Below are 13,837 nucleotides of genomic sequence, written 5' to 3' on the forward strand. Positions count from 1 at the left end.
ATCTACTAATTCTGTTATATCCATTTGGTGAATCGCTTTTATCTTTTGCTTGCTGTTCGTCGCTATTTCTGGCTCTTATCCATTGTTTAAAAGCTGTAGACTAAGGCCATAATTGCTTGTTGTTCATTGTCGTTTTCAATAAGTGGGCTATCTACTATCAGATCGTCTAACTGAGTGTATTTTAAGTGAGTCATTAGCGACCACTGACGATTAAAGGGGTAAATCATTTGAATGCCCATCGACATTTTTACAGCATACTCATCAACCCAGTACTCATTGCGCCCTAGGCTTAAATTGGCTTGTTGTGAGGTAATTCCGTAGTAGTAATTCACATATTCTTTGCTAAAAGCATCCGCTGCTATTGATACCTTTATTTGCATACCGCGGTGGTTATCAAATACGGGGACAGTTAAACTAATGTTGCCACTACTGGCAGCTGAATTATCAGTTACATCGTATGCTAAACCTATACTAAGCCACGACCATTGCACGTTAGAATGTAGCAAAAGCTCTGGATCTCGCGACTCATAGCTGTCAAACACATCATCTTTTGACCAAGTACTAAACAATGAAAACTCAGGATCAAATCCATCGGCTCTTGGATTTAGCCCCCATGACAAAGTTAAGTCTGTGGTAATAGGAAGTTGATATTTTACCCAGTTTTCAACACCAAACGACCAATTGCCATGTTGTGCTGAAAAATAGGGTACCGCCGACACTTGCTCATCATTACTCACCCAAGCCGGTGCTGAAGCAATAGCCGCAGCCCCCACTTTTATTTGCCAAGCCTGATTATTTTGTATCTGAGCTTGCTGGGCATAAGTAGGGTTCTGTTTAGCAAGTAATATTAGTATGAGTAACTTAACAACACATAGTAGCTTTTTAGAGTTCATTATAAATTTACCTATTTGTAAAAATGGCAGTTTATGCAACAGAAATCGAACTTACAGGTGCCAAATGTCATAAGGTGTATTCTTTTTATTTATTCACTGACAATTACTCTAGTGTTAAGAGCTGATATTCATTTACACTACAAAATTTATATTCATGACATTTGTCACGTTTAAAGGAATGAGTGGTTTGACATAATGCGATGGAATTTATCTTATTGGATTACATGGATGAAAATTGAAGGTGGTGGCCTAATACTCGCCATTACAACATGGGCAGCTGTTATGCTGTTTTGTTTGATCAGTTGGTTTAATGGCAACACAGATATCGACCTACAAACATTACAACCAACACCATTAAACGTTGCATTAGTTGTGTCGTTGTTTTTACTGTTTATTTTTGGTTATTTCTTACACGGAGATACATTCAATAAACGCTTTAAAATACCAGCTAATAGCTTAGGTTTATGGTTGTCAGGTGTTGCGACTGCGGCGCTTTGCACTATTTTCCATTTCGGCCTGATCGGCATTTTAGCGATTATTATTGTCGCTCAATTACCTAGACTGTATTCTTTAAAAGCCGCGATTATCATAGGCTGTTTTCTTCCTGTAATTGGCGCTCTAACTAATTACTTTGTTACCGGTTTCCCCTACTTTTTTGAAAATGTGTTGTTGCTTAGTTTATTTAATTCATTTGCCGTAATGTCGAGCCATCGTTTTATCAACGAAGAGGCTGAAAAAGTTAAATCCCAACAACTTATTAGAGAATTAAAAGCCACCCAACTGTTGTTATCAAATACATCAAAACGTGATGAACGTTTGCGTGTTGCTCGTGATTTACATGATTCACTTGGACATAATTTAACTGCATTAAGTTTACAGCTTGAAGTAGCAAGTCATCAAAAAACAGACTTAATAATGCCACACATTCTACAAGCAAAATCTATTGCTAATAGTTTATTATCTGATGTGCGAAAAACAGTATCAGATATTCGCGATAAACAAGATTTTCAGCTCGACCAAGCACTGTTACTTTTAACTCAAGACATTCCAAATTTACCGGTTACATTTGATATTAATTTCAACACCAATCAACTTAACGTCCGTCTTGCCACTGTTATTTTCCGCTGTGTACAAGAAGCCATTACCAATGTTATTAAACATGCCAATGCAACAGAGTGTTTAGTTAGTTTGAAGTTAACACAGACAAATTTATTACTGTCGATAAAGGATAACGGTCAATCGACTCACAATGTAATGTTTGGTAATGGTTTACGGGGAATGGCTGAGCGTATTCATCAGATTGACGGTGCTTTGTCAGTTGAAAATTTATCAACTGGATGTGATTTAACCATCAAATTCCCATGGAGTGGACATTAAATATGACAATTCGAGTGTTGTTAGTTGAAGATCAAAACTTAGTTCGGCTCGGTATTTGTAGTTTGCTGGAGTTAACCGATGACATTACTGTTGTGGCTCAGCTTAGTGACGGTTGTGATGTCAATTCTGTTTGTACGCAGTATCATCCTGATATTATTTTACTAGATATTCGTATGCCTAAAACTAATGGCTTATCGGTACTCAGTAATATGGCAAGTGCCGACATTGCTTGTCCGGTGCTTGTATTGACCACTTTTGATGAGCACGATTTAGTCCTTAAATGTATGAAGCTAGGGGCTAAAGGATACTTACGAAAAGATGTTAGCTTAGAATCTCTGATATCGGCTATTCGTTGCATTATTAATGGCGAGTTGTGGATCCAACCCGCTATCACTGAACAGGTTCAAAACCATGATTTAATCGCTGGCGTTAATGTTGTTAATCAATTATTCGAAACCCTGACATCAAAAGAAACTCAAATATTACGGCTAATTGCAGCTGGTTATTCTAACAATGAAATAGCTGGTGCTTTACATAATTCAGACGGCACTATTCGTAATACTGTATCGACAATATTAGCCAAACTTAATGTAAGAGATAGAACGCGCGCAGTGATAACCGCCATGGAACATAGCCTTATATAATCGTAATTTAAGTTTTCTACATTGAAAAATAAATAGTAAAAGAATAATCAAACCAGTGTGTTATTTTGCTTTTTAATCTCACCGTTATTTCCTCCTATATACTGCTTCTTTGCTTCCAAATAGCACATTCTTGAGCCAGTTTTGTGCAATAGCCATAAGTGATTACTCAATTTTTTATGGCCTAATGTTTGACAAACATGTGTATTAGCTAAGATTAAAAGCAATGGCATTAATTCTGCACAAATGTTTTGGTAGGCTGATCATACTGGTCATGCTGTTGCTAATAAAAAGGTAGAAAATGAAAAGTCTTGTTGTTGTATTCTTCAGTATGTTGTTTGTTTCTAGCTTACAAGCAGAGACGTTCAATTGGGGTGAATTAAAGAAAGAAAGGATCGACTTGAAATTACCTTTATTGACCATCCAAGGTGAAAAAGGCTTATTAGCTTGTGGTTATGTGAATGCTAGCACTTGTGATAAAACCAATGAAGCTTGCGCCATAGTCACTGGGGTAAATAGCCATGATGAAATGTTAGCCAAACCCATAGTGGCACTGTCAAAAGAGGCCGCTAAACTAGGTGTCTCACTGGGAATGACTGGGAAACAGGCCTTAGCTATTCTGCGTTAACCTGCCACTAATTCTTCAATATTATTAACTGCGGGGAGTGCATATTTTTTGTCTAATAATGTGCCTCGCCAATGTTGTTTACCATGATTGTTGGCCGTGACCTCTCTGATTAATTCAAATACCACTTTTACAGCAGGGGTGTTTTTTTTCTGTTCTGTCGTTCTTAGATAAACTTTGTGCTGCAAATTGGGTTGGATAATTTTAATTGGCCGAAGTTGCTTTCCTTGTTCTAAATGAAAAGCGGAAGACGATGGCGCTATTATTAACCCCATGCCTTGGGATACATAATGCAACGTTGTCATTAATTGTCCAAAAGCGTCTCTTCTTTTTAAGGTGATATCCATCTTTTGAGCTTGAGTAGTAAGTAGAGTATATAAAGCATCGTCTTCAGCAGGCGTAAAAATTTCATAATGCTGAAGATCTGCAAATGGAATGGAACCAAACAAAGCTAATTCACAATAAACCGGGTTTTGCGGTTTTTGTGAGATATACAAATACAAATTCTCTCTAATGAGCGCAATAGTATTCGCTTGTGCTGCCAGTGGTTTGTCATGTTGATAACCTATGGCAATATCTACCTCGTTTTCGTCGAACCAGGTATGTACCACGTTTGAAGGGCCAATCCGAAAAATGACTTCTATATTGGCGAATCTATGTTCGATTTCTGTCAGTAAATCCACAGACAATACATTACAAATAGATTGGCTGAGTCCCACTACAACTTTACCCCCACAGTCATTTTGATTGCCGATTAATTCGCTTTTGGCTTGTTGTATTTGGTTCAATATTATTCTGGCGTGTTGCTCGAATATCTTGCCAGCTTCGGTGAGTTGTACACCTCGAAAGTCTCGTTCAAATAACTTCAATTTTAATTCATGTTCTAAATTGGCGAGTTGTAAACTAATGGCAGGCTGCGCCACATCAACAGCTCGCGCAGCGGCTGTGATACTACCCTGCTCTGCAGTGGCTAAAAAATATTGAAGTTGTTTACTGTTCATAGTTATCCCAAATACGGCTGTGTGATATTTATCTTTTGTCCATTCTTTGTAGGAGTGAAAAAACAACCTGTAAGAAATAGTAAAGAAATACAATTTGAGTGAGTTGACTGATTATCCCTCGCAAAATTGATGCCATAGCGATGAAAATTCCATGAAATTATTTTGGGTGAGGCCAGTGTTTATAGGGGCTATATAAAAAATATAGTACTGCACAATATTATTTTGCGTTCTGCAGAGTAGACCATTTGGTTAGCATAGCATCCTGATTTGAAGTGTGTGTAGACACTAATTTAGGAAGTAGTTAACTAATTTATGCTTAATATTACTAGAAGACAGTTTCTTGCTTATGTAGGGGCCGCGGGTGGATCTTCGGCTTTATTAAAAACCAGCTTAGCTCTTGGCATGATGCCAGAAGATACCTATTCGGGACCTGTACAAATTAAACCAGCAGCTGCAGGTAATAAACCAACAGCACTGATATTAGGAGCTGGAATAGCTGGTTTATCTACCGCATTAGAACTTGAAAAAGCAGGTTACCACTGCACTATCCTAGAAGCATCATTTCGACCGGGTGGACGTAACTTAACCGTGCGCCACGGTGACAAGATTGACGAAATGGGTAATCCACAAATTTGTAATTTTGATAAGCAAGAAAATTTGTTTTTTAACTGTGGTCCTGCACGTATCCCTGGTCATCACAGACGCTTATTGCACTATTGTAGAACATTAAATGTGCCATTACAGATCAAAGCTAACAGTAGCAAGATGGCCTATTTCCATGATGATAAATCTTTAGGTGGTAAACCTAAACGTATTATCGAATACCACACAGATGTGCGCGGTTTAATGTCTGAACTGTTGTGGAAGTCTGCGGATTCTAATCAATTTGACCAACTTTTAAGTGAAGATGATGTAGCCAAGTTAATGAAATTTTCTCAGGCTTACGGTGATTTAACAGAAAATGGTAAATACCGAGGCAGCGGACGTGCAGGTTCAACTACCGACAGAATGTTAGAGCATCCAGTTCCTCATACGCCAATTGAATTAAAAGAAATGCTGGATAGTAGCTTTTGGTATGGCGGATTATTAGGTGCTGAACTTTACGATTGGTGTGAACCGTTAATGGAGCCAATTGGAGGAATGGACGCTGTAGTAAAAGGTTTCCTTAGAAATCTTAAAACTCAACCTGTGTTAAATGCCCAAGTTAAGAAAATCTACAATCGAGAGCAAGGGGTAGAGGTTACTTACGAACAAGGCGGACAGTTACACACAGTTAAAGCTGATTATTGTTTTAATAATATTCCAGCTTATTTTATGGCAGGTATCGAAAATAATTTTTCTGCGACCTATCAGTCAGGCTTAGACAGCATCAAACGTGGCCATTTATTTAAAATTGCTTATCAAATGAAAGAGCGCTTTTGGGAGCGAGATGGTATTTACGGTGGCATTAGTTATACCTCTGAGCCCGTGGCACAACTTTGGTATCCGTCTCACGATATCCATGCGCAGAAGGGAATCTTGCTAGGTGCTTATACCTGGAACTCTAAAGTCAGTGCCATGTTTGAAAATATGTCACCTGAAGAGCGTTTAAAAGTAGGCGCGATATCAGGTGAAAAAATTCATCCTGGCTACAGCAAATATATTGAAAACGGCATCTCGATCCCATGGGCTCGGATGAACCATCAAATGGGTTGTGGTATGCGAATGAGTCCTGAAGACTTCGAAACTTACTACCACTTATTGCAGAAACCCGAAGGCCGTCATTTCATGATTGGTGATCAAATCAGTCATCACAGTGGTTGGCAAGAAGGCGCATTAGCTTCGAGTGAACAAGCCCTACAACAGTTGAATAAATTACTGGGTGCAAATATCGGCCAAGGAGATCTGTCTCATGTTAGTTAAAGTTATTTCAAGTTTATTGCTTTTCACTAGCCTAACTATCAGTGCAAATACCTCAGAAGCCCCGACTCCTGTTGGACTTGAGTACTGCACTGTATGTCATGGCTCACAGTTAATGGGTAATCAAAATATAGGCGCACCTAGGTTAACCGGTTTGTCACAGTGGTATGTCGAGCGTCAGTTAAAGAATTTTAAAAACGGAATACGAGGTTCACATCCCGAAGATGCTACGGGTGAAGAAATGATGCGTATGGTGGGGAATCTTTCCAACCAGCAAATATCTGACATTGCCCTTTGGGTGACCAAAACGCATTCCGTTAAGCCTACACCTAGCCTGTTTGCAGATGCTGCGGCAGGAGAAAAGCTTTATCAAAGTTGTGCCGCGTGTCATGGCAAAAACGCAGAAGGAAACCAAGCATTAGGGGCGCCAAGATTAAGTGGTTTGAATGACTGGTATATCTTGACCCAACTCAATCATTTTCGCCAAGGGATCCGTGGTTCCAAAGCACAAGACACTTTTGGTCAGCAAATGAAAGCGGCCAGTGGTGTTATATCGTCAGAACAAGATGCAGCCAATCTGGCTGCCTATGTCCAAAAATTAAAGTAAATCCGAGGAGTAGTTTTATGAAAAAAAGTATTTTATTTGCAGCCACTACATTATTTGCCGCTAGCACTTTGGCTGATGTGACCCGTCATGCATTACCTAATAACAGTACATTTCCCATTTCTAGAGCGGTAGAAGTGACTCCAGATACCACTTTGATTTTTCATAGTGGCATGGTGCCAGGTCCTGTTGATCCTAAAGCTGAAAGAGGCAGTCGTGAATATTATGGCGACACTGAAACTCAAGCGTTAAATGTGTTTAAACGTTTTGAAGGCTCAATGAAAGAATTGGGCGTGGATTTTGGCGACGTAATCAAGATGCAAGTTTTCATGGTGGGTGATCCCACTATGGACGGAAAAATGGATTTTGCTGGATTTATGAAAGCTTATGTTAAGTATTTCGGCACTAAAGAACAACCGAATAAACCTGCCCGTTCAGCATTTCAAATTGCTGGTTTAGCAGGCGGTCCTAACATGTTGATCGAGATCGAAATGGTTATCGCCAAACCTGAATAACGATATCTGAATAATTTAGTTGTGCTGCTGATGACTAGCCGGCGGCACATACTTCAATAATAACTACCTAGTCACAACACCTGGCAATTGAGTAAACACTAACTAAACAAACCGAGGGGAAAACTATGCTAAAGCAAAATATGCTCAGCAAAGCGATAAAAACTGGCTTAGCGACATGGTCAATCAGCATGGTTGGCCTAACGACAGCTTTCGCACAAGAAGCACAATCAGTTGACGCTGAAGAAAACCAATTTATTGAAAAAATAGCGGTAACAGGCTCAAGAGGGGCTCCTAGATCGATAGCTGATTCACCAGTACCTGTAGATGTATTCAGTGAAGAAGATCTTGTTTCGGTGCCCTTTACCGATACCAATGATGTATTAAAAACCTTAGTTCCTTCTTATTCATTAGGCAGGCAGCCAATTTCTGATGGGGCATCTTTTATCCGTCCTGCTACCTTACGTGGTATGCCCACAGATAAAACACTGGTTTTAGTTAATTCAAAACGCCGTCATCGTTCTGCATTAGTGCAAACTTCTGGCTCGGGAACCCAAGGACCAGATGTGGCGACTATCCCTTCATCTGCTCTTAAAGGCATAGAAGTATTACGTGATGGAGCGGCAGCTCAATATGGATCAGATGCCATTGCAGGTGTAATTAACTTTGTATTAAAAGACAATGACGAAGGAGGGTCATTCTCTATTAATACTGGTCAATTTTATGAAGGGGATGGTGAGCAAATTACCATGGCCGGGAACCTTGGCTTTGCTCTAGGTACTAAAGGTTTCCTTAGTATTTCAGCGGAATATTCAGATTCGAGTTCTACAAATCGTGGCGAACAATATTGTGAAAGTTGGGCTTGTGTAGATGTGGATAGCCCTGACTTTTTAAACGGCTTAGACACTTCTGTATCGGGTTACACTGAGCAAAGTTTTATCGATGGATTAGCCGATGCTAATTTAGGTGGCGAAGACGTAGTGCAACCTTGGGGGCAGCCCAATACATCAGGTACACGGTTATTCTTCAACACAGGTTATGAATTAAGTGACACTACTAAAATTTATGCCTTTGGTAACTACTCAGCCAGTGAAGGAGATGGTACTTTCTATTATCGTTACCCAGGTAATGGTACCATTGAAGATATACGTGAAGAAGACGGCTCTATCTATAGTCCCCTTGAAAAATTCCCAGGCGGTTTCACCCCTCGCTTCTTCGGTGATATCACAGATATCTCGATAGTTGGCGGTATAGAAGGTGAGTTCGCTAATGAAATGACTTATGACTTCAGTGGTCGTTTTGGCTCAAACGAAATTGCCTATACATTAAATAACACAATCAACCCTTCAATGGGATCTGCTTCTCCTATCTCATTCACTCCGGGTGAATTAGTTAACGAAGAGTTACAGTTTTCTGCTGATTTTGCTCAGTATGTTGATTTAGGTTTATATTCAGATGTATTGTTTGCCTTTGGTTTAACTTACATGGAAGAAAGCTATGAATTAACCGGCGGTGATGAGGCTTCTTACACTGATGGTCCATATTCATTACCAGACCCATGGGGTTTCTGTGAAAACGATGTGGCAACACCTACTGGGTTAGCGGTTATCGCCAATGGTTCAACTTTAGATTGTGCCAACAGTGATGATCCTGTTTATCAAGCTGTAGGAGTGGGTTCTAATGGTTTCCCTGGTTATTCAAGTGAATACTCGGGTAAATATGAACGAGACATGGCCGGTATATTCTTAGATGTAAGCTCTGATTTAAGTGATGCCTTATACATTCAAGCCGCTATGCGTTACGAAGACTATTCTGATTTTGGGGCTGAATTAGTGGGTAAAGTAGCCTTTAAATACAGTTTAAGTGATGACTTTAATTTACGGGGTTCTTTAGGCACAGGTTTCCGTGCACCTACTCCAGGTCAGCAAGGTACCACTAACGTCGCCACTACTTTGCCTGATGGTTTTCCAGTAGCGGTAGGTTTATTCCCCGCTAGTAGTGCAGTAGGTCAAGCTCTAGGTGCTGATCCGTTAAAAGCAGAAACGTCATTGAATTACACGCTAGGTTTCACCGGTAATGTAGATAACTTAAATATTACTTTTGATATGTACAGTATTGCATTGGAAGATCGCTTTTACGCTATTTCAACGCTAGATGTATCAACTGATCCAACATCGGGGGATGATTACGAAAACTATTTAGCTCTTGATGCTGCAGGTGTGGTCGGAGCCAATACTATTGGTGGTGTGCGTTACTTCCAAAATGCATTTGATACCACCACTACAGGTTTTGATTTTGTGGCAAGTTACACTATGGGGGATACTGTATTAACCGGTTCAGTGAATTATAACTCAACTGAAATTGATAAAGCTTCAGACGCATTGAATGGGGAAGCGCAATTTGATGTTGAAAATGCAATTCCTGAATGGCGCTCTGTGTTATCAGCTAAACATAGCTTTGATATGCTGAGTATTGTTATTCGAGCGAACTTCTATGGTGCTTATGAGAATGCTATTGATAGTGATGCGACTGTAACCCAAGAATACGATCCAAGTGTACTGTTTGATATTGAAGCTAACTATCAAGTAACTGATAACCTCAGTGTCGCAGCCGGCGCTAGAAACATCTTTGATACTTACCCAGACGAAGATGGAGTAATGGTTGATGGTAGCCTAAATCGTGATGAATGTTGTGGTGCCGTTTACTGGTCAGGCAATATGATTGACTGGCAAGGTGGTTACTACTACGCACGTCTAAACTATGCTTTTTAAATGTTAGATAATAAGCGTAATCATATATAAGATTGCCTTAAAATAATTTGACCCGATAACTTATGGTTATCGGGTTTTTTTTGTAGAAAATTAGGAGGAAAGCAGACTATGGCAGAATCAAGCAGTAGCTAGCTACGAAATTCGAGCCGCGAGGAAAAGACAAAACAGAGTGGGGCAGTTAAAAGTAGAAAAGCAAAAAATGTCAACCACTGAGAGCACAAAGAACACAGAGGTGACTAAAATCTGGCGACTATTGATGTGTTGGGCAAAGGTATTATTGTGTATCTAGGGCGGAATCTAAATTACGGTCACTGTGGACTTGGCTGTTGTATCTAGCAAGCTTGTTGCAAGCTTACCGTTCAGATTATAAAAATGTTTTTAGGTATGTTACTATTTTTTGCCATTTTTATAGCTGAATTCATTGCCAGAAAAGCTTTGTATTTGATTAATTTTAACAAGGACAGTAATGAAAAATGTAATATTATTTGCCGTATTGGCTGCTATTAGTAATGATGTACTGGCAGCTAATCAATCTACTCCTGCTGACAGGAATCTAAGTCTGGAAATTCCTTCACCAAAAATAAAATCACCAGAAATAGTTGTTAATCCCAATCGGTTTAATAGGGATAATAGTTTTTCAGGTGTTTATAAAGGCAAAAAATACACGGTCATTTTTGATACAACGAATTGGCATGATGCTGATGCCGAAGCTAAATATCTCGGGGGAAAATTAGCTTGTTTTGATACAGAAGATAAACTTACCTACATACATTTGCTTAGAGCGATTAACGGCAACACTAAGCCTGTTTGGGTCGGATTATCAGATCAAGACATTGAAGGTAAGTGGCAATGGTCATGTGGTCAAACTCTGCATCCTAAAATGAGATATTGGTTAGAGCGAGGCTCTGACTTAGAAAGTCGAGATTATGCTCATTTAACTGTAAGTAAGGGACTATTATCAAGAGTTAATAGTGGTCGAGCTCCAGATATTTCTGATGACTATTCTACCATCGATAAGGTGAAGGGGTATGTTGTTGAATTTGATGACACTTTTAGTAATTTAGCAATAAACCCTGTTGAAAATGCCTATAAATTAGCTCAGCCTTTGATATACGCAGAGTTAATGCAAATACGAAAACAAGTCAATGCTTGGCGGGGCGAAAAGGACACGTTACAACAGGCAGCAATACAGCTAGAAGCAATAGTAGCTAAAGATAATTCATTTTCTCCGGCTTATAGAGAGCTTGCAAAAGTCGCGATTAGTAAAGCTATGATTAATAGTAACTATTACATTCCTAGTGAATTGGCAGTGGCAGAAAAACACCTACATACAGCGATACAGTTATCGCCTAAATATGCGCAAGCTTATATTACCTTGGCCGATATGTTGATCAAAAGTCGACGATATGGCGAAGCTCATGTGGCCTTATTTAATGCAGCAAAAATGCATGCCGATGAAGTTTCTTTGCATTTAAGTTGGGGATTACTTCAAAACAAAAAGCGCAAACGTGGTGTCGCCCTTGAACATTACAAAATGGTAATGGAGTTAGTTGAGTCTGACAGTAGAGAATACAGAAACGCTCTGGGGGCCACAGCCTCTTTGTATGCAGGCAAGAATGATTACACTAAAGCAAATGCAGCATATTTAGAACTGATAGAGCTTAACCCTGATGATGCATGGATAAGGGGGAATTACGGGGCTTTTTTGTTTTATAAAGTGCAAGACATTGATGGTTCAATTAAAGCAAGCCGCAAAGCACTTTCCCTCAAAATATACGGTATGGCTAAAAGTAATCTGGCATATGGGTTATATACAAAATGGGCAATGTTAAAAGATGAGCAAGATACCGTTGAACAGGCTCAAATGTATTTTGATGAAGCTTATGAATTATACCCGAATATTAAGTATGTCATTTCAAAACTGATCAACTATGACCACACAAGAATGACTGCCACATCCTTACAGAACTGGCAAATTCAAAACTTATCAGAAAAATCAAATGGCAGTCATGTGGAACCCGACAAAATATAAATGACAAATAACTGTAAAGCACTGTGCTACTTTAAAAAAGTAGCTAACGGCTTTTTTGAACAGCTATTTACTGCCTCATGCTGCTAAGTCTTTTAACTCTGCATCATCACGTTCTTCCATTACATTTTATTGTATTTTATTTTATCTGACGATTTATTGACTGAAAATTGGTGAGTATAGAAATCTTACTGATTTCAAGGAAAGCAGCAGTCCCTGTTCTTTACTAAATTAAAACAACAACCTATTTGGATGGCGCTGATTATTCTTGTCGCATTATGTTTATAACTACTGCAATAAACATGATCTCTGTTAACTAGATACTGGAATACAGAGACCCAATATTTTTTTGATTGTTTAAATATAATGTTTTTTGATCGCTGCTGGGTTAATTTCTAAGTGGTTCAATATTAGAACAACTTCTGTTGTATAGTTTCATATTGTTTTCGTTTTGAGAGAGTCTAAATGGGGATTGCTAAGATGTTTTTATCTCTGCGCGTACCGTTTCTTTTGGCCATGGCTTTTCTGTTCTTTTCTTCGGCTTGTATTGCAAATGTTGCTACGACCTTGATAAATGAACATGTCAATACCAGCCCTACTCACATTCGTTACACAGTTGTTGGCAAAGATGAGTTACGTTTTGCTAAACAGTCACAATATTTAAGTGAACTGCTGCACTTAGCTTTAAGCAAGTCTGGTGTAAGCATACAACTGAAGCTGTGATTATTCCTACAGTTGTTACCAGTCGCAGGGCTAAATTATTAAAAGATAAACTTTTTGATGTGACTTGGATGCATACCAATAAAGAATTGGAATTAACATCTTCCCCAATTCGTATTCCTTTATTCAAGGGCTTGTTAGGTCTAAGACTGTTTTTTGTTAGACAAGCTGAATTAAGTTTATTTTCAAATATAGAATCAGTAGAGCAACTTAAAGTACCTATGGTCGGGCAGGGGGATAATTGGACAGATACACGTATTCTACAGCTCAACAATTTCAATTTAGTTACTGCAATGAATACAGATAGTTTAATGCAGATGTTATTACACTCTCGTTTTGATTATTTCCCTCGTTCGGTTCTAGAGATATGGTCTGAAAAAGCTCTACAACTTAGATGCAGTTGCTGTAGAGCAAACTCTTGCGCTTTATTATCCTACTGCCTTGTATTTTTTTGTGGCTAACGAGAATAAAAACTTAGCTAAAATTATTGAATTGGGGCTGAATGAAACTATTAAAGATGGCTCATTTGATAAGCTGTTTAATCAATATTTTGCAGAAGATGTTGCTCGAGCTAATTTGACTAAGCGGCGAATATTTAAAATTGAAGCTTTTGATGAGTCTGCAAATTTACCCTTGAACCGAAAAGAACTTTGGTTTACTCATACCGCTTTATGAAGCCACCCTATTAAATCCATGAGTATGACTGATTAGTTTCTGCCCAGTAGCATACAAAAAAACAACCCATAGTAAATAGTTAACAATATT

The 13,837-nt window shown here is 38.9% G+C and carries 13 protein-coding genes; 11 read left to right on the forward strand and 2 right to left on the reverse strand.

Annotated elements, in window-relative coordinates:
* Nucleotides 1-86: 86 nt before the first annotated feature.
* Nucleotides 87-893, reverse strand: a complete 807-nt coding sequence (locus GQR87_RS04025) for a MipA/OmpV family protein (RefSeq protein ID WP_158966785.1) — start codon at nucleotides 891-893, stop codon at nucleotides 87-89.
* Nucleotides 894-1,121: 228 nt separating this feature from the next.
* On the opposite strand from GQR87_RS04025, the gene GQR87_RS04030 reads away from it, so the two are divergent.
* The 3 genes from GQR87_RS04030 (at nucleotide 1,122) to GQR87_RS04040 (ending at nucleotide 3,539) form a co-directional block, all read left to right on the forward strand.
* Nucleotides 1,122-2,270: a sensor histidine kinase gene (locus GQR87_RS04030; RefSeq protein WP_158966787.1), complete on the forward strand. Its 1,149-nt coding sequence runs from the start codon at nucleotides 1,122-1,124 to the stop codon at nucleotides 2,268-2,270.
* A 2-nt stretch (nucleotides 2,271-2,272) separates the two neighbouring features.
* Nucleotides 2,273-2,914: a response regulator transcription factor gene (locus GQR87_RS04035; protein WP_158966789.1), complete on the forward strand. Its 642-nt coding sequence runs from the start codon at nucleotides 2,273-2,275 to the stop codon at nucleotides 2,912-2,914.
* A 298-nt stretch (nucleotides 2,915-3,212) separates the two neighbouring features.
* Nucleotides 3,213-3,539: a YunC family protein gene (locus GQR87_RS04040; protein ID WP_158966791.1), complete on the forward strand. Its 327-nt coding sequence runs from the start codon at nucleotides 3,213-3,215 to the stop codon at nucleotides 3,537-3,539.
* On the opposite strand, the gene GQR87_RS04045 is transcribed toward GQR87_RS04040, so the two are convergent.
* Complete coding sequence (locus tag GQR87_RS04045; protein ID WP_158966793.1) at nucleotides 3,536-4,537, reverse strand: LysR family transcriptional regulator; 1,002 nt, start codon at nucleotides 4,535-4,537, stop codon at nucleotides 3,536-3,538. The two genes, GQR87_RS04040 and GQR87_RS04045, sit on opposite strands and share 4 nt — an antisense overlap.
* A gap of 312 nt (nucleotides 4,538-4,849) precedes the next feature.
* Between GQR87_RS04045 and GQR87_RS04050 the strand changes: the two genes are divergently transcribed.
* The 8 genes from GQR87_RS04050 to GQR87_RS04085 all read left to right on the forward strand — a co-directional run bounded on the left by GQR87_RS04050 (nucleotide 4,850) and on the right by GQR87_RS04085 (nucleotide 13,747).
* Complete coding sequence (locus GQR87_RS04050) at nucleotides 4,850-6,439, forward strand: FAD-dependent oxidoreductase (protein ID WP_158966795.1); 1,590 nt, start codon at nucleotides 4,850-4,852, stop codon at nucleotides 6,437-6,439.
* Entirely contained in the window at nucleotides 6,429-7,043 is a 615-nt protein-coding gene (locus GQR87_RS04055) for a c-type cytochrome (RefSeq protein WP_158966797.1), read from the forward strand. Before GQR87_RS04050 ends, GQR87_RS04055 begins: the two co-directional genes overlap by 11 nt.
* Before the next feature lie 17 nt (nucleotides 7,044-7,060).
* Nucleotides 7,061-7,555, forward strand: a complete 495-nt coding sequence (locus GQR87_RS04060) for a RidA family protein (RefSeq protein WP_158966799.1) — start codon at nucleotides 7,061-7,063, stop codon at nucleotides 7,553-7,555.
* Nucleotides 7,556-7,680: 125 nt separating this feature from the next.
* Entirely contained in the window at nucleotides 7,681-10,323 is a 2,643-nt protein-coding gene (locus GQR87_RS04065; RefSeq protein WP_158966801.1) for a TonB-dependent siderophore receptor, read from the forward strand.
* A gap of 466 nt (nucleotides 10,324-10,789) precedes the next feature.
* Nucleotides 10,790-12,355: a lectin-like protein gene (locus GQR87_RS04070; protein WP_158966803.1), complete on the forward strand. Its 1,566-nt coding sequence runs from the start codon at nucleotides 10,790-10,792 to the stop codon at nucleotides 12,353-12,355.
* A 462-nt stretch (nucleotides 12,356-12,817) separates the two neighbouring features.
* Nucleotides 12,818-13,075: a hypothetical protein gene (locus tag GQR87_RS04075; protein WP_158966805.1), complete on the forward strand. Its 258-nt coding sequence runs from the start codon at nucleotides 12,818-12,820 to the stop codon at nucleotides 13,073-13,075.
* Nucleotides 13,072-13,533, forward strand: coding sequence for a hypothetical protein (locus GQR87_RS04080; RefSeq protein WP_158966807.1), 462 nt, complete (start codon nucleotides 13,072-13,074; stop codon nucleotides 13,531-13,533). The genes GQR87_RS04075 and GQR87_RS04080 overlap by 4 nt, the downstream gene beginning before the upstream one ends.
* Nucleotides 13,526-13,747, forward strand: coding sequence for a hypothetical protein (locus GQR87_RS04085; protein WP_158966809.1), 222 nt, complete (start codon nucleotides 13,526-13,528; stop codon nucleotides 13,745-13,747). Before GQR87_RS04080 ends, GQR87_RS04085 begins: the two co-directional genes overlap by 8 nt.
* Nucleotides 13,748-13,837: the final 90 nt, after the last annotated feature.

The sequence above is a fragment of the Paraglaciecola sp. L3A3 genome, assembly GCF_009796765.1.
In the GTDB taxonomy this organism is placed as follows: Bacteria; Pseudomonadota; Gammaproteobacteria; order Enterobacterales; family Alteromonadaceae; genus Paraglaciecola.

What these genes read in the sequence shown, in the direction of transcription:
- GQR87_RS04060 (WP_158966799.1), top strand. Translation starts at nt 7,061, where the DNA reads ATGAAAAAAAGTATTTTATTTGCAGCCACTACATTATTTGCCGCTAGC.
- GQR87_RS04075 (WP_158966805.1), top strand. Translation starts at nt 12,818, where the DNA reads ATGGGGATTGCTAAGATGTTTTTATCTCTGCGCGTACCGTTTCTTTTG.
- GQR87_RS04040 (WP_158966791.1), top strand. Translation starts at nt 3,213, where the DNA reads ATGAAAAGTCTTGTTGTTGTATTCTTCAGTATGTTGTTTGTTTCTAGC.
- GQR87_RS04050 (WP_158966795.1), top strand. Translation starts at nt 4,850, where the DNA reads ATGCTTAATATTACTAGAAGACAGTTTCTTGCTTATGTAGGGGCCGCG.
- GQR87_RS04045 (WP_158966793.1), bottom strand. Translation starts at nt 4,537, where the DNA reads ATGAACAGTAAACAACTTCAATATTTTTTAGCCACTGCAGAGCAGGGT.
- GQR87_RS04025 (WP_158966785.1), bottom strand. Translation starts at nt 893, where the DNA reads ATGAACTCTAAAAAGCTACTATGTGTTGTTAAGTTACTCATACTAATA.
- GQR87_RS04030 (WP_158966787.1), top strand. Translation starts at nt 1,122, where the DNA reads ATGAAAATTGAAGGTGGTGGCCTAATACTCGCCATTACAACATGGGCA.
- GQR87_RS04065 (WP_158966801.1), top strand. Translation starts at nt 7,681, where the DNA reads ATGCTAAAGCAAAATATGCTCAGCAAAGCGATAAAAACTGGCTTAGCG.
- GQR87_RS04055 (WP_158966797.1), top strand. Translation starts at nt 6,429, where the DNA reads ATGTTAGTTAAAGTTATTTCAAGTTTATTGCTTTTCACTAGCCTAACT.
- GQR87_RS04070 (WP_158966803.1), top strand. Translation starts at nt 10,790, where the DNA reads ATGAAAAATGTAATATTATTTGCCGTATTGGCTGCTATTAGTAATGAT.
- GQR87_RS04035 (WP_158966789.1), top strand. Translation starts at nt 2,273, where the DNA reads ATGACAATTCGAGTGTTGTTAGTTGAAGATCAAAACTTAGTTCGGCTC.